Raw genomic sequence first — 21,976 nt, forward strand, 5'->3', positions numbered from 1 at the left:
CTGTCTTTTCCAGCCGCATGTAGCGCTTACTCACCTTGTGGTCCCAGGGGTACAATGCCAGAGTCTTCGCATCGAAAAGGCTCCGTCATGAAGTATGTTGTAACTATCCGTCCTGATACCCGCGACTGGCGCACGCTGCTGGCCCACGCTATTCCCATCATTGACGTCCGCGCACCGGTGGAATTTGCCCAGGGCGCACTGCCCGCCGCTATTAATCTTCCCCTGATGAATGACCACGAACGTGCGGCAGTGGGCACCTGCTATAAACAGCAGGGCCAGCGGGCGGCGCTGGAATTAGGCCATCAGTTAGTGGCTGGCGATACACGCGCCGCGCGGATTGACGCCTGGCGAGAGGCCTGTTTACGTTATCCGAACGGCTATTTGTGCTGCGCGCGCGGCGGGCTGCGCAGCCAAATCACCCAGCAGTGGCTGCGTGAAGCGGGTGTGGAGTATCCACGGGTGGAAGGCGGTTATAAACAGCTTCGACAGGCAGCGATTGAGGCGATAGATAATCTGTCGTCGCTGCCGATGGTGCTGGTCGGCGGCTTCACCGGCAGCGGTAAAACGCAGCTGGTCAACGAGCAACCGCTGGGCGTCGACCTGGAAGGCCTGGCGCACCATCGCGGATCGTCCTTTGGCCGCACTCTCTCCCCGCAACTTTCCCAGGCCAGCTTTGAGAACGCGCTGGCCGCAACGCTGTTACGCAAGCAAATAACCTGGCAGCATCATCACTACGCCTTCTGGTTGCTGGAAGATGAAGGACAAATGATTGGCTCAAACCATCTGCCGCACACGCTGCGTGAACAGATGAACAACGCGCCAATTGCCGTGGTGGAGGAGCCGATGTCGCACCGTCTGGCGCGGTTGCGCAGCGAATATTTTATCGACATGCAGCAGGCGTTTTGCACGGCTTATGGCGAAGAACAGGGCTGGCAGGCCTATAGCGAGTATCTGCATCATGGCCTGTATGCCATCCGACGTCGGCTTGGGCTGGAACGCTACACACTGCTGGCAGAACGCCAGCGCATTGCGTTTGAGGAACAACAGCGCAGCGGCGAGACCGACGGGCATTTCGCCTGGCTGCTGCCGCTGCTGGAAAACTATTACGATCCGATGTACCGCTATCAACTGGAGAAAAAAGCCGCGAAAATTTGCTTTCGCGGCGATTATCACAGCGTGGCGGCCTGGCTTAACGACCGACGCAGCGGCGGAATTACTGCGCGGTAAACTGGCGGAACAGCGCTTTGCCCTTCAGTAGGCGCACGCCCAGCCAACCGCCGCAAGCGGAAAGCAGCAGCGCACCGCACACCGGCAACACCACCCACAAGCGCCAGTCCGGCTCCCACGGGAAGTCGAACACCCGGGTTTGCAGGAAGCCCAGCGCGGTTTCCGCGCCAATCGCCGCGACTAAACCGGACACCAGCCCCAGCATGGCGAACTCACACCACAGCGTAGCGCGCAACAGGCGTTTTTCCGCGCCCAGCGTACGGTAAACCACCAGCTCCTGATGGCGCTGACGCATCCCCACCTGCACCTGCGCCAACAGCAACAGGACGCCGCAGGCGGTCACCAGCACGACCATCACTTCCAGCGCCCGACTTACCTGTTCCAGCACCTGGCCGACCTGGCGCAAAATCGCGCCGATATCCAGCAGGCTGACCGTCGGGAATTCGCGGTTAAGCTGGGCGATCATTCCGGTATCGCCATTGGCGCGGAAGCTGGTCAGCCAGCTTTGCGGTTGCCCGTCCAGCGCGCCAGGCGGGAAGATAAAGAAAAAGTTCGGACGCAGGCTTTCCCAGTCCACGTGGCGCAGGCTGGTCACTTTGGCGCTGAAGTCCTGGGTATCGCCGGTAAAGGTCAGCGTATCCCCGAGCTTCACGTTTAGCCGCTTCGCCAGTTCCTCTTCCATAGACACTTCACCCGCTTCAGGCGGCCAGCTTCCTGCAACAATCGGATTGTGGGAAGGACGCCGATCCTGCCAGGTGAGATTGAGCTCGCGGTTGAGAGACTCATCCTGGCTGCTGACCGTCGGAACGCCTTTAATCTGGGTTAACCGCGCCCGCACGATGGGGTAGAACGACTCCGGGATAATCTGGTGCTCCGCCAGGAAGCCTTTTACTTCACTGACCTGTTCCGGCGCGATGTTGATCAGGAAGTAGTTCGGGCTTTCCGGCGGTAGTTGCTGTTGCCACCGGTCCAGCAGATCGCCACGCAGCACCAGCAGCAGGGCCAGCAGCATAAACGACAGGGAGAACGCCGCCAGTTGGCTCAACGTCGCCCAGGGCTGGCGCAGCAGGCGGTTCACCGCCAGGCGAACCGGCAACTGGCGCAGCGTCAGGCGTTTAAGGATCTGCAATAATCCCCAGCCGACCAGCGCACAGATCGCCGCCATCACCACCGTTCCCGCCAGCACGGCCCACAGCAGCATTTTGCCGCCCATCAGCCAGGCCAGCAGCGCCACAACCACGATGACAATGGCGGGCAGGTAATATTTCAGCGGCCAGACGTTGGCGACCACATCGCGGCGCAGAACGCGCAACGGCTGAGTCGCCAGCAGCAGCCGGTAAGGCCGTAATCCCACCAGCAGCGAGATCACCCCCATTGCGCCCACCGCCCATAGCCACGGCCACAGGCTGGCGGCCGGGAGTTCTGCTGGCAATACTGGCTTGAGCAGGTGCATCAGCACTTTTTCAAACGCCAGCCCTACCACGCCGCCCGTAATCGCACTGAGCGCCAACACCATCAGCCACTGGCCGATAATCAGCTTACGCAACTGCGCCCGCCCTGCCCCGAGGGTTTTGAGGATCGCCACCAGATCGTAGCGGCTACGGCAGTAGTGGCTCATTGCCACCGCTACCGCGCCCACCGCCAGCAGCAGCGTCAGCAGTGCCGAGAGCAGTAAAAACTGCTGGGAGCGCTGTAGCGATTTGCCCAACGCGCCGTCGTCCTGCTCCATGCCGGTCCAGCGATGTTCCGGCTTGAGTTTCGGCAATAGCCAGGCTTCGTATTGCTCAATCTGGGCAGGCTGACCGGCAAATTTATAGCGCCAGGTGATGCGGCTGCCCGGCTGAACCGCGCCGGTTTTTTCCACGTCCGCCAGGTTCATCATCAGGCGCGGCGCCATCTGGAACGGGTTAAACCCGCTGTCCGGCTCCTGCGTCACCGTTCCGGCGATTGTAAAGGTGGCATCCCCGACATCGAGCATGTCGCCGGGTTTCAGATTCAGCAGCGCCATTAAGCGCGGAGCCAGCAGCACGCTGCCCGGCTCAGGCTTTAAGCCCGGCGGCTCGGTTTGTAGCGAGCCATACATCGGGTAAAGGCCGTCCACCGCTTTCACATCCGCCAGTTGAGGCGTATCGCCCGCAAAGGTCATGGTGGCAAAACTGAGCTGCCGGCTGACCCGCAGCCCGTCTTTCTCAGCTTCGGCAAGCCAGGCGGGATCGACCGCGCGGGCGCTGCGCAACGCGCGATCCCCGGCCATAAATTCCCGGCTTTGCTGGCTCAACCCCTTTTCCATCCGGTCGCTGATATTGCCGAGCGCCAGCACGCAAGCCACCGCCAGGCTCAGCGCCATCCAGACAATCAGCAGTGACGGCGAGCGCCACTCCCGCCAAAACCAACGCGCAATCATGCTTCCTCCACGAGCAGGCCTTCACGCAGCCGCAAGCGCCGGTCGCAGCGCGCCGCCAGCTGTTCATCGTGAGTGACCAGAATCAGTGTGGTGGCGTAATCGCGATTCAGGGAAAACAGCAAATCGGCGATACGGTCGCCGGTGTGCCTGTCGAGATTGCCGGTGGGTTCATCAGCGAATAGCACCGTTGGGCGGCCGTTAAAGGCGCGGGCCAGCGCCACGCGCTGCTGCTGGCCGCCGGAAAGCTGCGCCGGAAGATGGTCAAGACGCTTGCCGAGGCCAAGCTGCTCAAGCAACGCTTTAGCCTGCTCGCGCCCGGTTTTGTCATTTTCGCCGCGCAGCAGCGCCGGAAGCTCCACGTTTTCCAGCGCGTTCAGCGTGGGGATTAACATAAACGACTGGAACACAAACCCGACCTGGCTGGCTCGTAGCCGGGCGCGCGCTTCTTCGTCCATACTGTGCAGCGGCTGGCCCAACAGGTGCACTTCGCCGCTGCTGCCATCGTCAAGACCCGCAAGGATCGCCAGCAGCGTGGATTTGCCGGAACCCGACTCGCCAATCAGGGCGATGGTCTGGGCCGGTTTGACAACCAGCTCAACTCCGGTAAGGATGGAAAGCTGATGTTCCCCCTGACCGACGGACTTCTTAAGATGATGAACTTCAATAATGTTTTCCGCTGGCATTGGCCTTTCCTGTTACTGGCTTTAATGACATTTCGCGCCGCCGCAGCGGACACGTTATTAATTTTGGGCGATAGCCTGAGCGCCGGCTACCGGATGTCTGCCAACGCCGCCTGGCCTGCGCTGCTGAATGACAAGTGGCAGTCGCGCGACGTTAACGTGGTTAACGCCAGCATCAGCGGCGACACCGCTGCGCAGGGCCTGTCGCGCCTGCCGACGCTGTTAAAACAGCATCAGCCGCGCTGGGTGCTGGTCGAGCTGGGCGGTAACGACGGTTTGCGCGGCTTCCAGCCGAACGCCATCGCCTCCACGCTGCGCCAGATCATCACTCAGGTGAAGGCGGCGAACGCCGAACCGCTGATTATGCAGATTCGCCTGCCCGCTAATTACGGACGCCGCTACAATGAGGCGTTTAGCGCCATCTACCCTGACCTTGCCAAAGAGTTTGCTATTCCGCTCCTGCCCTTTTTTATGGAGGAGGTGTATCTCAAACCGCAATGGATGCAGGACGACGGTATTCACCCCAATCGTGACGCACAGCCGTTTATCGCGGACTGGATGGAAACGCGACTGGCTCCTTTAGTTAAACACGACTCATAACCCATCGGGGGCATGAGCGGGTAAAGTTATGCAAAAATCAGTCTTAATAACAGGATGTTCCAGCGGGATTGGCCTCGCCAGCGCCCACGAATTGCAGCGTCTCGGCTACCGGGTGCTCGCTGCCTGCCGTAAGCCCGCTGACGTCGAACAGATGAATGCGCTTGGTTTTACCGGGGTATTGCTCGATCTGGACGATCCGCAAAGCGTCGAGGCCGCCGCCGCGCAGGTGATCGCCCTGACCAATAACCGGCTGTACGGCATTTTCAATAACGGCGGTTACGGGGTTTACGGGCCGCTCACCGCCATCAGTCGCGAGCAGATGGAGCAGCAGTTTTCTACTAACTTTTTCGGCGCGCACCAGCTGACGATGCTGCTGCTGCCCGCGATGCTGCCGCACAATGAAGGGCGCATCGTTAACACCAGTTCGGTGATGGGGTTGATTTCCACGCCGGGGCGCGGTGCCTATGCCGCCAGCAAATATGCGCTGGAAGCCTGGTCCGATGCGCTGCGCATGGAGCTGCGTTACAGCGGTGTGAAAGTCAGCCTGATCGAACCAGGCCCAATCCGCACCCGCTTTACCGACAACGTCAGCCAGACCCAGTCCGACAAACCGGTTGAGAACCCCGGCATCGCCGCGCGGTTTACCCTGGGACCGGAGGCGGTGGTGGCGAAAGTGCGCCATGCTTTTGAGAGCGAGAACCCCAAACTGCGTTATCCGGTGACGCTGGTGACATACGCCGTCGGGCTGCTTAAACGCCTGTTGCCGGGACGAGTGATGGACAAAATTTTGCAGGGTTGAGTTGAAGCCCCGCCTTCTGCCCCCATGTAAAAAACAAATCGACAAAAGAGGGTGACACATGTCCCTGGAATCTATTTTTGATATTAACGAATCGAACCTGCACCAGGTGATTGAACAGTCAATGACCACGCCGGTGCTGTTCTATTTCTGGTCGCCGCGCAGCCAGCACTGCGAGCAGCTGACGCCGATGCTGGAGAAGCTGGCGAACCAGTACAACGGCCAGTTTATTCTCGCCAAAGTGGATTGCGATGCCGAACAGCGCGTCGCCGCACAGTTTGGCCTGCGTGCCATCCCAACGGTGTATCTGTTCCAGCAGGGCCAGCCGGTTGACGGCTTCCAGGGACCGCAGCCGGAAGAGGCGGTACGCGCTCTGCTCGAAAAAGTCCTGCCGCGCGAAGAAGAGTTGAAAGCCCAGGAAGCGATGGCGCTGATTGAAGAAGGCAAACACGCCGAAGCGCTGCCGCTGCTGAAAGACGCCTGGCAGATTTCCGGCCAGAACAGCGAAATCGGCCTGCTGCTGGCGCAAACCCAAATTGCATTGCAGCGCAGCGAAGACGCCGAAGCGGTATTAAAAACGATTCCGATGCAGGATCAGGACACTCGTTATCAGGGGTTGATGGCGCAAATCGATTTACTGCGCCAGGCGGCCGATACGCCTGAGATCCAGCAGCTTCAACAACAGGTCGCGCAAAACCCGCAGGATGCGCAGCTTGCCACACAGTTGGCGCTGCAACTGCATCAGGTTGGCCGTAATGAAGAAGCGCTGGAGTTGCTGTGGAGCCATCTGAAATCAGACCTGGGCGCGGGTGAGGGACAGGTGCGTAAAATGCTGCAGGAGATCCTGACGGCGCTGGGCACCGGTGACCAGTTGGCGTCTAAATATCGTCGTCAGCTTTATTCCCTGCTGTATTGATTGTGTAGCCCGCACATTTCAGCCTGTTTTCATGCCAGCCTCCGGGCTGGCATTTTGTTATGTTTGCTCAAGACTGGCGCAGCCGGGATGCTCGCACCTCACCCCGCTACGTAAACAGACTTTTGCATCACTGGTTGTTAATGTTTTGATCTGCTACTCTGTGCTAAAAATCCCCAGGAAGTCATCAAAATGCACCATTTATTTCTTGAATTTCACTCATTAAAGCCTGGCGTTCCGGACGTTCAGGCTTTAATGAATGTTATCCGATCTGAAGAACAAACCGCCTTTGTCATCAGCCCAGAAGTGGTCAAGTTTGTTAATGACGCCCTGATTGTTAACACCACGATCACCAGCTTTAAAAACTGCCGCTTCGCGTTTAATGAAGGCGCAGAATTTATCGAGTTTGACGCGAAAGGCAAATCCCGACGCTTTACTGACCCCCCGGCCTGGTTTATCTCTCCCAACGACTTTGCACGTGGGCAATGGCTGAATAACCACCAGTTGGCTGACTACGGCACCAAAGAATTTATCAGCACGTTTATTGCCAAATTCCCGAATGTGAAAGAACGTCGCGAGCATTGCAATCTGCTATTCGATCTTCAACTGGATAAGGCTGCGCCAGCTTCTTCCCAGCCTGCGCCGGTACGTAAAGCGGGGAACCGGAACCGCATCACCACTAAGCCTAAAATCACCGATCTGGGCTCGCCGGAAATCTTTATGCAGTTTTATGAACGCCTTGAGAAGGCTGTCCAAAGTGACCGTTTCCCGACGTTACAAATACTGACCGGCCATGAAGATCTCGCCAAAGTGCCCAATTCGTTGAAAGGCTCAGTGCGTACCTGGTTTAAGGCCATCACCGGTGAACTGCCACCCAATAATAAGCGCGTGGAAGCCGGAAATGTGGCGCTGTTCTGCGCGCCTATCCGCGAGCAGCTGAAGCAAATCGACGCAGTAGGCCCGGAACGTTATTACCAGACGCTGTCGCAGGCGATAAGCCAGGCGGGCGAGCAGTATATTGCAGACTTTACATTTATGTTCCCGCAATAAAACCCGTCTTAACCAAGAAGACTTATTTGAGACTTATTTAGTGACTTTAACAAAAAAAATATATTTGACTTTATGATATCATGGTGTAGAGTTTAACCCTCAAAACAGTCGATACTGACTGAGAGCTGACTGAGAATAGTCTCGTTTCATAACCCTGGTGGATTGGTGGGGTGGTAACCTTCCACAGTGCGCAGCGTAAAGAGCTGAAGTATCAGCGAATCCCTTTATCGTGTGCCACCTGGCGGCCCAGGCCGACAGTCAAAAACAATGGAGTGTTCCTTAATAGGGCACTCTCTACAGACTATTGCCACAGTAGTCTTTTGAGAGCGTCCGCTTAGTCACTTTAACCATCGTTAGACTCTTTGCTTTTTTGCTTTTTGTCCGCCCCTACCCGTGGGGCTTTTTTTTACTCTTTTTTCACCCCGCCTTGTCGCTGCCTGCGCCGCTATTCGTTGCTTTATTGACCTCAACCGGGGATGATGACCCTTAGCCGCCTGTTTTCAACATGCGGAAACCCTCGATACTCGCACCAAAACACAGGAGGTTTTTTGATGCTTATTGTGATCCCCGTATTGATCTTTGTCGCGCTGGTCATTGTTGGCGCTGGGGTCAAAATTGTTCCGCAAGGTTATCAGTGGACGGTAGAGCGATTTGGACGGTACACCAAGACCCTGCAACCAGGGCTGAGTTTGGTCGTTCCCTTTATGGATCGCATTGGTCGTAAGATCAACATGATGGAACAAGTGTTAGACATCCCTTCTCAGGAAGTCATTTCCAAGGATAACGCCAACGTCACCATTGATGCGGTGTGCTTTATCCAGGTGATCGATGCGCCGAAAGCGGCTTATGAGGTGAGCAACCTTGAGCACGCCATCATCAACCTCACGATGACAAATATCCGCACGGTTCTGGGTTCAATGGAACTCGACGAGATGTTATCCCAGCGCGACAGCATTAATACGCGCCTGCTGCATATTGTTGATGAGGCCACCAATCCGTGGGGCATTAAAGTCACGCGTATTGAAATCCGCGATGTTCGCCCACCGGCCGAACTGATCTCATCCATGAACGCCCAGATGAAAGCCGAACGTACCAAGCGTGCCTACATTCTTGAGGCAGAAGGCGTCCGCCAGGCGGAAATTCTTAAAGCTGAAGGTGACAAACAGTCGCAGATCCTGAAAGCCGAAGGCGAACGTCAATCCGCCTTCTTGCAGGCCGAAGCGCGTGAACGTTCTGCGGAAGCCGAAGCGCGGGCGACAAAAATGGTTTCAGAAGCGATCGCTGCCGGGGATATTCAGGCGGTGAACTACTTTGTGGCACAAAAATACACTGATGCGCTCCAGCAAATCGGTGCTGCCAATAACAGTAAAGTGGTGCTGATGCCGCTGGACGCCACCAGCCTGATGGGGTCGATTGCCGGTATTAGTGAATTGATAAAAGAAAGCAGCGAGCGTAAACGCCCATGATGGCTTTTTTCCTGGTGCATCCTCACACCTTCTGGCTGAGCCTTGGCGGCCTGCTGTTGGCTGCGGAAATGCTCGGGGGAAGCGGTTATTTACTCTGGAGCGGCGTGGCGGCAGTTATCACCGGGCTGTTGGTGTGGCTGTTTCCTCTCGGCTGGGAGTGGCAAGGGCTCTGTTTTGCGGTGTTGACGGTGATCGCCGCCCTGCTCTGGTCGCGCTGGCTGGCACGCAGGCCGCAGCCGCGCGCCGATGCGGTGTTGAATCAGCGTGGTCAGCAGTTAATCGGCCAGCGCTACATTCTGGATACGCCGTTAATCAACGGTCGTGGACATATGCGGGTAGGCGACGGCACCTGGCCGGTAGTCGCTACTGAAGATATCCCTGCCGGAACGCGCGTTGAAGTGATTGCCGTAGAAGGCATTACGCTGCGGGTTCGCCCTTCTCTCCAGTGACGTTATGCGAGAAAACCTGCCCACGTACCGCACTGGGCAGGTTTTTTTTATTCCTGCGATTTGCTGCGACGATGGCAGCAGCCGGAGAGATTATCCATGATCGGGCAATCGGCGCTGTCGTCACCCGGGCAGGATTCTGCCAACGCCAGCAACTGCGCGCGCATATCGTTAAGCTCTACGATATGCCGTTCTATCTCCGCCACCTTTTGCAGGGTACGAGCTTTAACGTCTGCGCTACGTCGGCCAGGATCGTTGAACAGGTGTACCAGCTCTTTGCACTCTTCCAGATTAAAACCCACCTGGCGCGCCTGGCGCAGCAGCGTAAGTTCATCAAGATGGCTTTGATTGTAGCTTCGGTAGCCGTTTTCACTGCGCAGCGGCGGCGTCACCAACCCTTTCTCTTCGTAAAAACGAATCGCTTTGCTGGTTAAACCGGTTTTTTTTGCGACATCACTTATGTTCATTGAGGCCCTCCTGAACCTTCCTTTGGGTGGAAGGTTTAAGGGAGTTTATAACGGGGCTGGGGGATAAATAAAGGGTTTGGTGGGTATTGGTAGGGGTTAATTTCGATTCGGTATACTGAGGTTGGAAATATGGCATCGCTGATGATGTAGCCTTTGAGGTGGTTATTCTGGGGGGGCGGAAGATTAGGTGGGATCACTCATCAAACTGTTTCTCGGGGCTATATTTGGCTGGTTTGTTCCTGCTGGCGCGGGGAACACTACGCGTTCGTTGATTGCACTCATTGCTGTTCCGGTTTATTCCCGCTGGCGCGGGGAACACAATGGCCTGCTGCGTGATATTGCTGAATGTGGCGGTTTATCCCCGCTGGCGCGGGGAACACCACTTTTACAGTCTGTTTGACCTGGGTTTTATCGGTTTATCCCCGCTGGCGCGGGGAACACAATGATCGTGTCGTTGAATACCGCGACACCCGCGGTTTATCCCCGCTGGCGCGGGGAACACCTGGAGGGTAGCACCCTCAGCCGTTCGGAGTTCGGTTTATCCCCGCTGGCGCGGGGAACACGGGTTAACCGCATACGCCAACTCATCACCCGCCGGTTTATCCCCGCTGGCGCGGGTAACACAGTCAAAAATGAACTACTACCCATAGACCACACGGTTTATCCCCGCTGGCGCGGGGAACACCTGCATCACAGTACCCATTAGCGGCATGATCGCGGTTTATCCCCGCTGGCGCGGGGAACACATTGGGCGGTAATATGCTGCGCATTAATCCACCGGTTTATCCCCGCTGGCGCGGGGAACACGGCAAATAGAACCGAAAAACAAGGTCGGCTCCACGGTTTTTCCCCGCTGGCGCGGGGAACACCGAATGAAAATGGCGGGCCAGGATGTATCGCACGGTTTATCCCCGCTGGCGCGGGGAACACATCTTCCCCTTCCTGCAAAATACGCCGGATCCCGGTTTATCCCCGCTGGCGCGGGGAACACCATTCGGACGCCGCCCGCTGCCAGCCATTGTGCGGTTTATCCCCGCTGGCGCGGGGAACACTCCAGACCAGACCAGACACCGCCGTCATGGCCCGGTTTATCCCCGCTGGCGCGGGGAACACCGTTTGCTGGTCAAAGAGTTAGGTGGTAAATACGGTTTATCCCCGCTGGCGCGGGGAACATGGTAAAACCTTCCTGGTACACTTCCCAAACTACGGTTTATCCCCGCTGGCGCGGGGAACACTTTACCGCCTAAATCTTTAACCATTAAACGCGCGGTTTATCCCCGCTGGCGCGGGGAACACTTTACACCAGGCACCACTACAAATTTATAAAGCGGTTTATCCCCGCTGGCGCGGGGAACACTTTCACTGCGTCAGCAAGCATGATCCGGTATGCCGGTTTATCCCCGCTGGCGCGGGGAACACCACAACATTTAAAGGGTCTCGGATATGAAAGACGGTTTATCCCCGCTGGCGCGGGGAACACCAGTTCGCGGGTTTCATCGGCAATAGAATCGTCGGTTTATCCCCGCTGGCGCGGGGAACACTTGGCATTCTATTACACATTTCACCGTGTAACCGGTTTATCCCCGCTGGCGCGGGGAACACGGGCCGCGCGAGCGCATTTTGCGATCACTAATCGGTTTATCCCCGCTGGCGCGGGGAACACCCAGCGCGATTGTTGATCCTCCTGTAATCCGTCGGTTTATCCCCGCTGGCGCGGGGAACACTTTGTTTTTAATTTTAAATCTGAGCAACCTATCGGTTTATCCCCGCTGGCGCGGGGAACACGGAAAGCGCCAACAAACACCGCAACGAATTTACGGTTTATCCCCGCTGGCGCGGGGAACACACGGGTACGTCGGGACTGATGTGCCAAACGGGCGGTTTATCCCCGCTGGCGCGGGGAACACCCGCGTCTCGTATCCATTTTTTCGCGGAATAACGGTTTATCCCCGCTGGCGCGGGGAACACGGCGACGCTTTTTACGCAGAGATTAACGGGACGGGTTTATCCCCGCTGGCGCGGGGAACACGCCAGGTGGCATGCTCCGGCAGCATATTGAAGCCGGTTTATCCCCGCTGGCGCGGGGAACACTACCTACATTCATTCAATAAAGTTCGCCAATCCGGTTTATCCCCGCTGGCGCGGGGAACACGCTTAGGTTTAGTGTAAAACGTCTCAGAATGGCGGTTTATCCCCGCTGGCGCGGGGAACACCGGGCCAGTTTAACCAGGTCGGGGTGAACGCCCGGTTTATCCCCGCTGGCGCGGGGAACACACACCACGCATGGGAGAAAAAAGTGAGGCTCGCGGTTTATCCCCGCTGGCGCGGGGAACACTCTTAAGCATATAAAATAAAAGGGCCTCAATGCGGTTTATCCCCGCTGGCGCGGGGAACACTGTCGCCGCTAATGGCGAGCAGGTCATAGGCGCGGTTTATCCCCGCTGGCGCGGGGAACACGACCAGACCGCCACCCGGTTTGTGGATTACGGCGGTTTATCCCCGCTGGCGCGGGGAACACTAACTCTAAAATAGGCACAGTAGTAGACGTGGCGGTTTATCCCCGCTGGCGCGGGGAACACTCCATCAACAGAAAACACTCCGCCGCCATGATCGGTTTATCCCCGCTGGCGCGGGGAACACCGGTAAAAAGTTAGTTTCTGTAATAGAACATACGGTTTATCCCCGCTGGCGCGGGGAACACTAGTTTTGCCGTGGATCAATTTGAAAAATCGTCGGTTTATCCCCGCTGGCGCGGGGAACACGTTTAAAGTAATCACTACGGCTCAATCTGGCCCGGTTTATCCCCGCTGGCGCGGGGAACACATACCCAGACTATCTGCAGCTATCTGAATTGTCGGTTTATCCCCGCTGGCGCGGGGAACACTGATTTTACGGGCCATGTAATCCGGCATGTGGCGGTTTATCCCCGCTGGCGCGGGGAACACCATTCAGGGCAATTTCAATGGGGTTACCGGTGCGGTTTATCCCCGCTGGCGCGGGGAACACTTTGCCGCGCTTTTTGCAGATCGGGCACTCGCCGGTTTATCCCCGCTGGCGCGGGGAACACGCGGGTGCGGTTGCGCTATTCGGTTACGCATCAGGTTTATCCCCGCTGGCGCGGGGAACACTTTGATTTGCTGCGATTTGATGAAATTAGCCACGGTTTATCCCCGCTGGCGCGGGGAACACACCGCCCGCGCTGCCGGTGGGTATGCCAATATCGGTTTATCCCCGCTGGCGCGGGGAACACGAGTGTATGACAATTTATGCAAATTCCGGGCTCGGTTTATCCCCGCTGGCGCGGGGAACACTCTAAAAATAGTCAATTGAATTATATAGATTTTTCCAGCATGAAAAAAAGCACCAACTTTTCCTGATTCTTAAAGAACGCTAACCTATTGATTATTAACGGGCAGAAAAGACACTAAACGAAGGCCATCAAGATCTACCGGAATACGTCGATTTTCGCCCCAGGTTTGGAACTCGAAACCTGATTCCGTGTTAGTTGCCCAGGCCATAACCACATTACCCTCATCAGCTAATGCTGTTACCTGCTGCCATATCATTTCCCGAATACGCGTAGAGGCATCTCCCACGTAAACACCCGCTCTCACTTCCAGTAACCATATTGCCAGACGCCCCCTCAGGCGTGGCGGCACATTTTCCGTTACGACGACCAACATCCCCATATCATGCACTCCGGTGGCCGACATCGCCGAGCGACACTGGAAGCGGTATAGCCACGGGTTGCGCATCCGGTGGCGGCTCTGGCGGCGCGATCTCTCCTGCGGCCAATACATCTTCTATCAGAGGAATTAATTTCATCAGCGTTTTACTACTGCGGAAAATATCCCGGCATGCCAGGCGAACGGCTTTGTCAGGCTCCGCAGGATTTTGTCGGGCTATATCGAATGCTTTTGGAACAACGACATCAAACTTAATGATGTCAGCAATATCGTAAATAAAAGACAGGGGCTTACCGGTATGAATGAAACCGATAGCAGGCGCATATCCCGCCGCTAATACAGCCGCTTCAGTTACGCCATACAGGCATGACGTTGCGGCGCTGATGCACTGATTCACCACATCCCCTTTTTCCCAGTCTTTTGGATCGTAACGCCTTCCTTGCCATTCAACGCCATACTGCTTCGCTAATATGGCGTAGGTCGCACGCACCCTACCGCCTTCAATACCTCGAAGTTGTTCGACCGACCGACGGGATGGCGCTTCCTCGCCAAAACGAAGCGCGAACATTCTTCGCACAACTTTCAAGCGTAAATCTTCATCCAGCGCCAGCTTCGCCTGATAAAGCAGTCTGTCGGATCGTGCGCCGCCCGGTTGCCCGGAGGCATATACCCGTACGCCACCTTCGCCTACCCAAACCAATAATGTGCCAACCTGCGCAGCTAAACGAACCGCAGCATGAGAAACTCGCGTTCCCGGCTCAAGCATAATGCAAGCAACCGATCCCACGGGGATATGCGTACGCACACCGGTTTTATCAACAAGAACAAATGCACCATCGATAACATCAATGTGCCCGTACTGAAGAAAAATAAGCGAAACGCGATCTTTTAACGGGATGGGGTTTAAAGGAATATACGACATCAAACCTCCTATTATGCATAGTCCCGGTCATATACCGGGACTATGTCGCCATCAGGCGCGAGCGAGCGATAACAACCCGCATCCCATCGCTTTTGCCGGACCAATTCCATTTTTTAATAGCGCCAGTAATGCGGACGCGTCGGTCACCGTGAGAAAACCTTCAAAGTTAACCGGCTGAATTTTTCCACCTGCCCCATCTTTAGAAAAAAACAGCGGTAACTCGCCTGCCGATTCAATGCCTTCCAGGCGGGCGGCAGGTAAAAGCTTTCTCGCTAACCACTGATGCTGTTCCTGCTCTTTCAGTAACGGCACCCGGCAGCGTTTGATTTGCCCTCGGCCATCAAGACGTTGGTATTCATCTTTAATGGTTTTTATCGGGTTCGCCCGCAAACGAAACCGTAGCTGTGCTCCCTCAATCAGACAAAACGCAATGGGTTTGCACGCAAGCACATGCGCGGCCGCCGACGATTCAGGAACAGCTATCGACTGCAATAACACTTCACAGCCTCGACCAGGGTGGCGGGTTTCTACACGGAATAAAAAATCTCTTTTTTGATCGCCTTGAGAAGGGAAGAGTTGCCAGAGAGCCTGATGAAACTGATAAGCATCCCGGCACCAGGCGTTCTGAATAGTAACCTTACTGAGATACATCCGGTTCTCCTTTTATGACGTGCCACTCCCTTGATGCAAACTGTCGCGGTAAAGCAATAATCGGCTCATCACGCACAGTGAACCGTTGGCCTGCCCCATCTCCAGACGCCTCACTGTAAATATCGCCTCCCTCGGGCAAATAATTTGCCAGCGCCTGTTGTGGGCCAAGGGCTTCGCAGAGGTCGACAAAAAGGGGTTGGGTTAATGGGCAGCATTTACGCCCCAGGAAAGGCGTAAATTGCGGTTTGCGTACCGCAGTTTGCAGATCTTGTAATCGGAGCGTTGCCCGTTCCGATTCCCAAACCGCCACGGTGAATACGGCATCGCACAGGTATTCACGCCATGTCTGGATAGTTTCGTGGCTTTTTAAGCCGCGATAATCCTCGCGCGCATCCATAACGGTGTGGTAATCACGTAAACCGCTAACCGGAATTGCCCGACCATCAACTAACGACGGATCGCAACGAACAGCGAAACGGACGCTGTCTGAAAGCGTTTGTAATGCGGTTCGATCGTCACGTTTTATCCCCAGGCAAGCGCCCAGTAACCCTAGCAGGCCGCTGCGCGTAGGGAAACGCGCCGTCGGGCGTGTTCCTTCAAATGTTGGTTGCCCCCAGGCTTGCATCGGCCCTGCAAGCCGCAGGATTAAGTAGGATTTCATCATGACGCCTCGCCATCACGGCAGATCCATTTTTTTAGTTGTTCCAGTGTATCGACCGACATCACATCTCCGTCCAAGGCATTCGCATCGGCGAGCATAAACTGGACAGCTGGTCCGGTTAATCCATAACCATTTGCAATGCGTCGCCAATATTCATTGAATGCATTGATAGAAGGGAGCAGATAACCGTCTTTAGCTTTGACCGGGCTTTCAAAGGCGTTGGCTAAGGAAAGGGGAAGATCGGAGAAATTAATCATAACCATGTCCGCCGGGTTGAATGCGGCGAAAGTCCGCTGTTTTGCCCCCGGCACTTCAGTCGCCAGCATGTGCGCCAGATGCGCAGCGATTTGAAGCGCTTGTTCACGCGATGCGCCGCCGAGATTCTCCTGAAGCTGGGCGATGTTCAGACTGGCGTAGCGATAAAAAACGCCGGAGGAAAATTCCTGGGTTCCCAGATGTGCCGAACCTAAATCCTGGAGATCGTCTACCGCTGTAAACCAGTCAATATCAGAATCGACTGTATGCGTAGTGATGGCGTGAGCGATAGACATTGCGCCATCAACTTTTCCCAGTTCGCTCATCAGGCCACTGGTCGCCATACGCCCGCTCAGTGCAACATCAACCCCCTGCTGAAGATTGGCACGCATCGCCGCGATGTCTTCTTTCAACATTTTGAGCAATTTTTTGTCATCAAGCTGCTCTGCTTCGGCTTTCATCACCTGTTCGCAAAACCATTCAACTTCACCCAGCACCCAGGGCGTCACGGCATCACCGGAGATTTTTTCCGCGTCATCAATGGCTTTGCCAGATAACAACGAAAGCGTTTTATCAATTATCGGCAATTCGAATCGCGGGGATAACTTCTCACGTAATACGTCACGCAATTCTTCAAGGTGAATCGTGCGTAGACTGGATGCGCCAATATGGTGGGCATAATAATCGCTTTTACGCATCGCACGTTTCAGGCTCTGGCTGGAAATACGTACGCGCCGCTTGCCGCCGAAAACCGCATCTTTTTGCATATTCATATCATCGCGGTTTAAACAGGAAGGGCTGTGAGAGATCAGGACATGGAAATTGATAAAATTGTTCATTAGAAGGTTTCCTTACGCTTTTTTGTTCGATTCAGGGGTTGCCAACATAAAATCTTCCAGCAATTGCTGGCGCTCTCGTTTTCCCCACCAGGTGAGTTGCCGTGCGAATAAAGGCCAATCCAGAACAGGCTCTGCATGAATTAATAACCGCCGTAGTTGAATCATGTCGCCAGGACTTTCTGCACGAACAAGCTGAAAAATGCGGCGTTCATTGATTTTTCCGCTCTTTGCCAGCGCTCTTCCCAGGCTAATACCCGTCGGGTAATCGGCGTTTTTTTCTTTATGACGAATCACGTCTTTACCGGCGCTCAGGCAAAAAACCATACGCAGTAACGGGCGCTGATTGGCCGGGTTTTCCCAGCCAAAGGGTTGGACAAGACGATAAAAGGCGGGGATATCGCGTAATTCATCAGGCTCACTTACCCGTCTTAGCTGGGCGCTTGAACCGTTATCTAATTGCTGCCATGCGTTATAGAGCGCCATTGCATCAATCTCCGTCGCCATGAGCTAACTCTCCTTGTGGTTGAAGTGCATAAAGATGTTTTCGAAGCGAGGCGCGCGCCACCGCCAGCGAGCGGATCAATTTCGGATGATGGGCATAAGGCGCAGTGACCTGGTTGAACAGCGCTTCGCAGAGCTGATGAAGTTCTTTTCTCAGGCGAGCGACAATGTCCTGCGGCTCGGAATAGTTAATGCTTGCAAGGATTGAAGGAATAAGCAGTTCGCTGTGACGGTAATAATGGCGTTCAGCGACTTCGTGAACTGCCACGCCAGCACCTTTGACTTCACTGCTTTTTATTCCCTCGACAAAGGTGTAAAGCCCTCTGCGCAATGCTTTTTTGTATTCCAGACCAATATCCACAATGTCATCGATCACCTTGACACCCTTCTGCCACCCCTCATTGAAGATCAGCACATCGTGGCGACGTTCAAGGATAGAAGCCTGATTATTACGGTACCCGCCGACAATGAGCACCAGCTTAAATCGTGGATACACCTCTCTGAATTGTTCGACGACCATCGCTACCCGTCGCCCTTCACCCTGCCCGGTCTCTTTATCCACCAGGATGCGGCTAATTTGAGTCCAGGAAGGTGCGGCGGTGGTAAAGGCGAGAAACTTTTGCTCAATGACGCCCTTTTTTTCGGCGATGACGCGGGGGGAGTGAGGATGAGGCCATAATCCTTCCACCGTAAAATTGAATTTAGCCTTGAGAAAACCGTTATAACGCTGGTTGCTCTGCTGCCCGCACCCGCAACATTGCCCTGGGCCTATTGGCGGGCAAAGTTCAATGGACGCAGGTTGCCAAAAAAGACCGCGCAGTAAACCAATCGTGGCGGCAGGAAAGGTTTTCCCGCTGGCTACAGGCCGTTTCCAGGTGGGAAGATTTTCGGTATGGCTATCGACGGGAAAAGAAGCTTGCAGACGCGATGTTGTCAACACGTTAAGCCAGAGGGTGCTGCGCAGATCGGGCCCCTTAATTAAGGTTGTAATCGGTGTTCCGCCGCGCAGTCCACTTTTAAATCCGCCGCCGAATCCTGGTGCATTATTTGCCTGATTAAAAAGCGCAATCGCTGTGCAACCGCCGCATAAAGCCTCCCCCTGCCCAGGCTGATTAACGAAGGCGCAATTCGTGGCTCCGCTTAAACCGGTCATCAGCTTTTCCATCGGGGTGGGCTCTTTCGCTTCGACGCCTTTTACCTGCATAAACGGTGTTTGCGGATGATCCAATTGAAAGGTGTGCAGCCATGGTGCCATTAAAGAAATAAATTCTGCTTCATCAAGCGGCTTCGCAACCCGACGGCGCATTTCGCCATCGTCTTTGGGCGCGCAGGTAACTTGCAGCAGGCAAATCAGTAATTGTAAAGCCGCCAGCTCCATGTCATCGCGCGGTAGGTTTAATAGCCATTTTTCCTCGCTGCAACATAATCGTTGCAGCGTGATAGTTTGCGGATGCCTTTCCTCAAACGCACGGACGGGGATCCATGGGTCAACAAGTAAATCCATTACATCACCTCCTTAAAGTGTTGCTGTGAATCACAGTGCTTCGTTTGGGATGACTTTGGTCATCCCTGATTCTTTTGTATAAATAAGCGTCATTCCTTTTCTTTCGTGTAGCCACGAGCCATCGGCAGTCCTCCCATTCAGCCAAAGCATCCCGTGCTCATCCAGGGGGTCATCCAGCGTTTTGCGCCAGGAATTCGGCACATTAACGCGGTTAAGCGCTAATGCCTCACGCACCGAAAACTCGTCCAGGTGTTCGATAACTCGTCCATCCAGTAACTGCTTACCCTGCTCGGTTTGCAGATATGGCACGACTGACAGGCTCATTTCGCCGTCACGTGTCACCGCCTGAATTTTTTCATCACTGTCATTCAATGGGGCCCGAGCGGCCCAGCCCAGCATATCGCGGGCTTTACTTCTTTTGACTAACTGCTGCATTTCGTATTCATCCATCGCAGCCGTTACCCACTCAGGTTCATCCGCCTCATTGGGGCAGTAAATCACGTCAAGCCATTCCCGGTAGGCATCCGGGAAATAAAGCGGTTGCGCACTCAGCGCTTCGAGATGCTGTTGGGTACGCCAAAGTACGCGGACATTGCCGTAGATTTTGCTGTGCAAACCGTAACTTGCCTGGTCTGGAAGCAGAACGGTAGCAAATGGGAAAGAGAATTCTGTGGGACGTGAATCGCGCTCATGGCGATGCAAACGCCCAAGCCGTTGGAATAATAAATCTGCCGGGCAGTGTTGAGTGATTAACCAGTCAAAATCGACATCCAGTGATTGCTCCACAACCTGGGTCGAAACCAGGATTCGACCACGGCTTCGATCACCGTTTTTGCCAAAATAACGCAGCACGTTTTCTTCTTTGCTTTGGCGATCCAAAAGCGTGAAGCGCGAATGGAACAGGATGACGTCAATATCCGGGCCGCTTTTTTGCTGGAGTTCACGACAAACCTTTTGCGCCACGTCCACCAGGTTACAGATTAAGCACACCTGCGCACCCGTGTGGGCTGCGGCCAGCATCCGGTCAATCAGTGTTTGATCAGGCATTAAATCCGTTAATTTTATTGACTCAAGTTCAAGTGCGAATCGACGCGGTAAATGCTCAGGCAAGTCCTGGAGATCCCATTGGGCGGCAGTTTTGTTACCCCGCCAGTTAATCAGGGGATATGGTGCGGAAGTACAAGTGTCATTTGACGCAACCGCCTTCCCATAGTTATTCAATAACTGATGGCGCTGCTGTTCCGGTAAGGTCGCAGAAAGCAAGATTGCGCAGCCTCCCGCTTTGTATTGCGCGTCAAGAACCGCATCCAGCAGGCCATTCATATAGGTATCGAAGGCGTGAATTTCATCGACGATCAACACGCTGCGTCCTACCCCAAAACCGCGGATAAAGCGGTGTTTTACCGGCAGGACTGAAATCAGGACCTGGTCGATGGTACAGATGCCAATCTGACCAAGAAAAACGCGCTTGTTACTTAAGGCTAGCCATTCGCAACATTGCGCCCATGCCTCATCATTGCCCTGGGCATTTTGACCACGCTGTTTTATTGCCTGAAAATCGTTATTAAACCTGGCGTTACCATGAGCGAGGATCAGGTTTGGCTGAGAGAAAAGACATCCGGCAAGAAACGCCATTCTTTCAAACATGGCGTTGGCGGTGGCCTGAGTAGGTAAAGCGAAGACAATGCTATCGGCCAGATTGGCATCGATGAGTCGCCAGGCATAGGCCAGCGCGGTTTCGGTTTTACCGGAACCCGTCGGCGCCTCGATAAGCGTGACGCCAGACTCAAGCGGCAGCGCATCGACCAACACTTGTAACTGACGAGGCTGATGACCGGTTGAAAGCAGTTTTTGCACGCCCTGATAAGCCTGCGCATCCGCCAACAGGCCACTACGTTGTAATACGATGGGCGCATCCTTTTCGCACTTTGCTATAAAGTAATCCCTTAGTTGATCCATTGTCGTAGGGATAGCGGCACTGAATTGAAAAGTGTCGTTATTGCGCCAGGAACCCAGCCAGTCAGCAATTGAGCAAAACCCAGACATTAAGGGCGAAATATCAGGTGGTGTATCGTTAACGGATAATCCAACCGGGTTAAGAAATAGCGCCTCAAGTGCCTCAATCCATTCGCAACGCGCTTGCCTGTCGCGTTCAGCAAGTAAGGGGGATAAAAATGTCGGCCATCTCAGGTTGTTATCGTTCAGTTCATGTTGAGGACGAATATAACCGTGGTGACCCGTCACCGCTTCTATCCATGGGATCCAGCTATGCAGGGGATGCGGTTCAGGCTCGTCGAAACAGGTAAAATCACAACCTTCCTGCATCGGTTGATAATCTTCAATAAACCAGTACAGCCCCGCCGCACCATGATCAAAACCCTGACAACAGGAATAATCCCGCGCTGATAGCTTAGCGTCGCCCTGAAATAACATTCGCCAGGTTTCTACTGACTTGCACTGAAACCGGGTATCAAACTTACCGATATCATGTAGGGCAATGAAAAACAGTACCCAGGCTTTAACCTGCTTTTCATCCAGTGAAGGCGAGTTACGGCAAAAAACTGACCGAATCAAGGAAGAGCCTTCCCACCAGCATGAAGCCACAGCGGCAACATCAAGCGAATGCCAGCTCAGTAAATGACAGCCTGTCTGTTGCGAATCTTCCCTGACCGTTTTCCCCCAGTATTGCGAAAAAATCCTTTTTTTCATCGTAGTCTCACTTTTAGATCACTACAGGAGACCTTACTGTCCGCCGACAACACCATGACCAGGTTGATACATATCAAACAATTATTTTTCATTGTCCAGGCATGGACAGCATCTCGTTCCGGGTCTCGAAATATCCACAGAATTAACATTGTTCCACTCCCCCTTGACCTTCCCCTTGATGGAAGGTTTACCCTTCTAT

The 21,976-nt window shown here is 54.7% G+C and carries 18 protein-coding genes; 7 read left to right on the plus strand and 11 right to left on the minus strand.

The window, feature by feature from the left end; genetic code table 11:
* Window positions 1–87: 87 nt before the first annotated feature.
* Entirely contained in the window at window positions 88–1,227 is a 1,140-nt protein-coding gene (gene mnmH, locus RT120_RS05085) for a tRNA 2-selenouridine(34) synthase MnmH (RefSeq protein WP_312980206.1), read from the plus strand.
* On the opposite strand, the gene ybbP is transcribed toward mnmH, so the two are convergent.
* Together ybbP and ybbA are read right to left on the minus strand one after the other, a co-directional pair.
* Window positions 1,214–3,631, minus strand: a complete 2,418-nt coding sequence (gene ybbP, locus RT120_RS05090; RefSeq protein WP_312980208.1) for a putative ABC transporter permease subunit YbbP — start codon at window positions 3,629–3,631, stop codon at window positions 1,214–1,216. The two genes, mnmH and ybbP, sit on opposite strands and share 14 nt — an antisense overlap.
* Window positions 3,628–4,314, minus strand: coding sequence for a putative ABC transporter ATP-binding protein YbbA (gene ybbA / locus RT120_RS05095; protein ID WP_312980209.1), 687 nt, complete (start codon window positions 4,312–4,314; stop codon window positions 3,628–3,630). Before ybbA ends, ybbP begins: the two co-directional genes overlap by 4 nt.
* Here ybbA and tesA point away from each other — a divergent pair.
* The 6 genes from tesA (at window position 4,282) to RT120_RS05125 (ending at window position 9,585) form a co-directional block, all read left to right on the plus strand.
* Window positions 4,282–4,911, plus strand: a complete 630-nt coding sequence (tesA, locus tag RT120_RS05100) for a multifunctional acyl-CoA thioesterase I/protease I/lysophospholipase L1 (protein WP_312980210.1) — start codon at window positions 4,282–4,284, stop codon at window positions 4,909–4,911. The genes ybbA and tesA overlap by 33 nt on opposite strands.
* Before the next feature lie 28 nt (window positions 4,912–4,939).
* Window positions 4,940–5,710: an SDR family oxidoreductase gene (locus RT120_RS05105; RefSeq protein ID WP_312980212.1), complete on the plus strand. Its 771-nt coding sequence runs from the start codon at window positions 4,940–4,942 to the stop codon at window positions 5,708–5,710.
* Window positions 5,711–5,768: 58 nt separating this feature from the next.
* Complete coding sequence (locus RT120_RS05110; protein ID WP_312980215.1) at window positions 5,769–6,623, plus strand: co-chaperone YbbN; 855 nt, start codon at window positions 5,769–5,771, stop codon at window positions 6,621–6,623.
* A gap of 252 nt (window positions 6,624–6,875) precedes the next feature.
* Window positions 6,876–7,670, plus strand: coding sequence for a hypothetical protein (locus RT120_RS05115; RefSeq protein ID WP_312980218.1), 795 nt, complete (start codon window positions 6,876–6,878; stop codon window positions 7,668–7,670).
* 551 nt (window positions 7,671–8,221) lie between these two features.
* Entirely contained in the window at window positions 8,222–9,136 is a 915-nt protein-coding gene (locus RT120_RS05120) for an SPFH domain-containing protein (protein WP_002438811.1), read from the plus strand.
* Window positions 9,133–9,585, plus strand: coding sequence for an NfeD family protein (locus tag RT120_RS05125; protein ID WP_312980221.1), 453 nt, complete (start codon window positions 9,133–9,135; stop codon window positions 9,583–9,585). The genes RT120_RS05120 and RT120_RS05125 overlap by 4 nt, the downstream gene beginning before the upstream one ends.
* Before the next feature lie 47 nt (window positions 9,586–9,632).
* On the opposite strand, the gene cueR is transcribed toward RT120_RS05125, so the two are convergent.
* The 9 genes from cueR to cas3 all read right to left on the minus strand — a co-directional run bounded on the left by cueR (window position 9,633) and on the right by cas3 (window position 21,777).
* Window positions 9,633–10,049, minus strand: a complete 417-nt coding sequence (gene cueR / locus RT120_RS05130; RefSeq protein WP_312980223.1) for a Cu(I)-responsive transcriptional regulator — start codon at window positions 10,047–10,049, stop codon at window positions 9,633–9,635.
* A 3,395-nt stretch (window positions 10,050–13,444) separates the two neighbouring features.
* Window positions 13,445–13,738, minus strand: coding sequence for a type I-E CRISPR-associated endoribonuclease Cas2e (cas2e, locus tag RT120_RS05135; protein ID WP_254487933.1), 294 nt, complete (start codon window positions 13,736–13,738; stop codon window positions 13,445–13,447).
* Between the two features lies 1 nt (window position 13,739).
* Window positions 13,740–14,657: a type I-E CRISPR-associated endonuclease Cas1e gene (gene cas1e, locus RT120_RS05140; RefSeq protein ID WP_312980226.1), complete on the minus strand. Its 918-nt coding sequence runs from the start codon at window positions 14,655–14,657 to the stop codon at window positions 13,740–13,742.
* A gap of 51 nt (window positions 14,658–14,708) precedes the next feature.
* The gene (gene cas6e / locus RT120_RS05145; RefSeq protein ID WP_312980229.1) at window positions 14,709–15,308 is read right to left on the minus strand and encodes a type I-E CRISPR-associated protein Cas6/Cse3/CasE; all 600 of its coding nucleotides are present in this window, start codon (window positions 15,306–15,308) and stop codon (window positions 14,709–14,711) included.
* On the minus strand, window positions 15,295–15,969 hold the full coding sequence (cas5e, locus tag RT120_RS05150; RefSeq protein WP_312980416.1) for a type I-E CRISPR-associated protein Cas5/CasD: 675 nt from the start codon (window positions 15,967–15,969) through the stop codon (window positions 15,295–15,297). The genes cas6e and cas5e overlap by 14 nt, the downstream gene beginning before the upstream one ends.
* Window positions 15,969–17,063, minus strand: a complete 1,095-nt coding sequence (cas7e, locus tag RT120_RS05155; protein WP_312980231.1) for a type I-E CRISPR-associated protein Cas7/Cse4/CasC — start codon at window positions 17,061–17,063, stop codon at window positions 15,969–15,971. The genes cas5e and cas7e overlap by 1 nt, the downstream gene beginning before the upstream one ends.
* A 12-nt stretch (window positions 17,064–17,075) precedes the next feature.
* Window positions 17,076–17,567: a type I-E CRISPR-associated protein Cse2/CasB gene (gene casB / locus RT120_RS05160; protein WP_312980234.1), complete on the minus strand. Its 492-nt coding sequence runs from the start codon at window positions 17,565–17,567 to the stop codon at window positions 17,076–17,078.
* Window positions 17,551–19,068 carry a type I-E CRISPR-associated protein Cse1/CasA gene (gene casA / locus RT120_RS05165; RefSeq protein WP_312980237.1) on the minus strand — a complete coding sequence of 506 codons (1,518 nt, stop codon included), beginning with the start codon at window positions 19,066–19,068 and terminating at the stop codon, window positions 17,551–17,553. The genes casB and casA overlap by 17 nt, the downstream gene beginning before the upstream one ends.
* 30 nt (window positions 19,069–19,098) lie before the next feature.
* Complete coding sequence (gene cas3 / locus RT120_RS05170; RefSeq protein WP_312980239.1) at window positions 19,099–21,777, minus strand: CRISPR-associated helicase/endonuclease Cas3; 2,679 nt, start codon at window positions 21,775–21,777, stop codon at window positions 19,099–19,101.
* Between the last annotated feature and the right edge of the window lie 199 nt (window positions 21,778–21,976).

It is taken from the genome of Atlantibacter sp., from assembly GCF_032062175.1.
Lineage (GTDB): Bacteria > Pseudomonadota > Gammaproteobacteria > Enterobacterales > Enterobacteriaceae > Atlantibacter.

Excerpts from the sequence above, each read along its gene's own strand:
- mnmH (WP_312980206.1), top strand. The coding sequence starts at position 88 with ATGAAGTATGTTGTAACTATCCGTCCTGATACCCGCGACTGGCGCACG.
- ybbP (WP_312980208.1), bottom strand. The coding sequence starts at position 3,631 with ATGATTGCGCGTTGGTTTTGGCGGGAGTGGCGCTCGCCGTCACTGCTG.
- tesA (WP_312980210.1), top strand. The coding sequence starts at position 4,282 with ATGATGAACTTCAATAATGTTTTCCGCTGGCATTGGCCTTTCCTGTTA.
- ybbA (WP_312980209.1), bottom strand. The coding sequence starts at position 4,314 with ATGCCAGCGGAAAACATTATTGAAGTTCATCATCTTAAGAAGTCCGTC.
- RT120_RS05105 (WP_312980212.1), top strand. The coding sequence starts at position 4,940 with ATGCAAAAATCAGTCTTAATAACAGGATGTTCCAGCGGGATTGGCCTC.
- RT120_RS05110 (WP_312980215.1), top strand. The coding sequence starts at position 5,769 with ATGTCCCTGGAATCTATTTTTGATATTAACGAATCGAACCTGCACCAG.
- RT120_RS05115 (WP_312980218.1), top strand. The coding sequence starts at position 6,876 with ATGAATGTTATCCGATCTGAAGAACAAACCGCCTTTGTCATCAGCCCA.
- RT120_RS05120 (WP_002438811.1), top strand. The coding sequence starts at position 8,222 with ATGCTTATTGTGATCCCCGTATTGATCTTTGTCGCGCTGGTCATTGTT.
- RT120_RS05125 (WP_312980221.1), top strand. The coding sequence starts at position 9,133 with ATGATGGCTTTTTTCCTGGTGCATCCTCACACCTTCTGGCTGAGCCTT.
- cueR (WP_312980223.1), bottom strand. The coding sequence starts at position 10,049 with ATGAACATAAGTGATGTCGCAAAAAAAACCGGTTTAACCAGCAAAGCG.
- cas2e (WP_254487933.1), bottom strand. The coding sequence starts at position 13,738 with ATGGGGATGTTGGTCGTCGTAACGGAAAATGTGCCGCCACGCCTGAGG.
- cas1e (WP_312980226.1), bottom strand. The coding sequence starts at position 14,657 with ATGTCGTATATTCCTTTAAACCCCATCCCGTTAAAAGATCGCGTTTCG.
- cas6e (WP_312980229.1), bottom strand. The coding sequence starts at position 15,308 with ATGTATCTCAGTAAGGTTACTATTCAGAACGCCTGGTGCCGGGATGCT.
- cas5e (WP_312980416.1), bottom strand. The coding sequence starts at position 15,969 with ATGAAATCCTACTTAATCCTGCGGCTTGCAGGGCCGATGCAAGCCTGG.
- cas7e (WP_312980231.1), bottom strand. The coding sequence starts at position 17,063 with ATGAACAATTTTATCAATTTCCATGTCCTGATCTCTCACAGCCCTTCC.
- casB (WP_312980234.1), bottom strand. The coding sequence starts at position 17,567 with ATGGCGACGGAGATTGATGCAATGGCGCTCTATAACGCATGGCAGCAA.
- casA (WP_312980237.1), bottom strand. The coding sequence starts at position 19,068 with ATGGATTTACTTGTTGACCCATGGATCCCCGTCCGTGCGTTTGAGGAA.
- cas3 (WP_312980239.1), bottom strand. The coding sequence starts at position 21,777 with ATGAAAAAAAGGATTTTTTCGCAATACTGGGGGAAAACGGTCAGGGAA.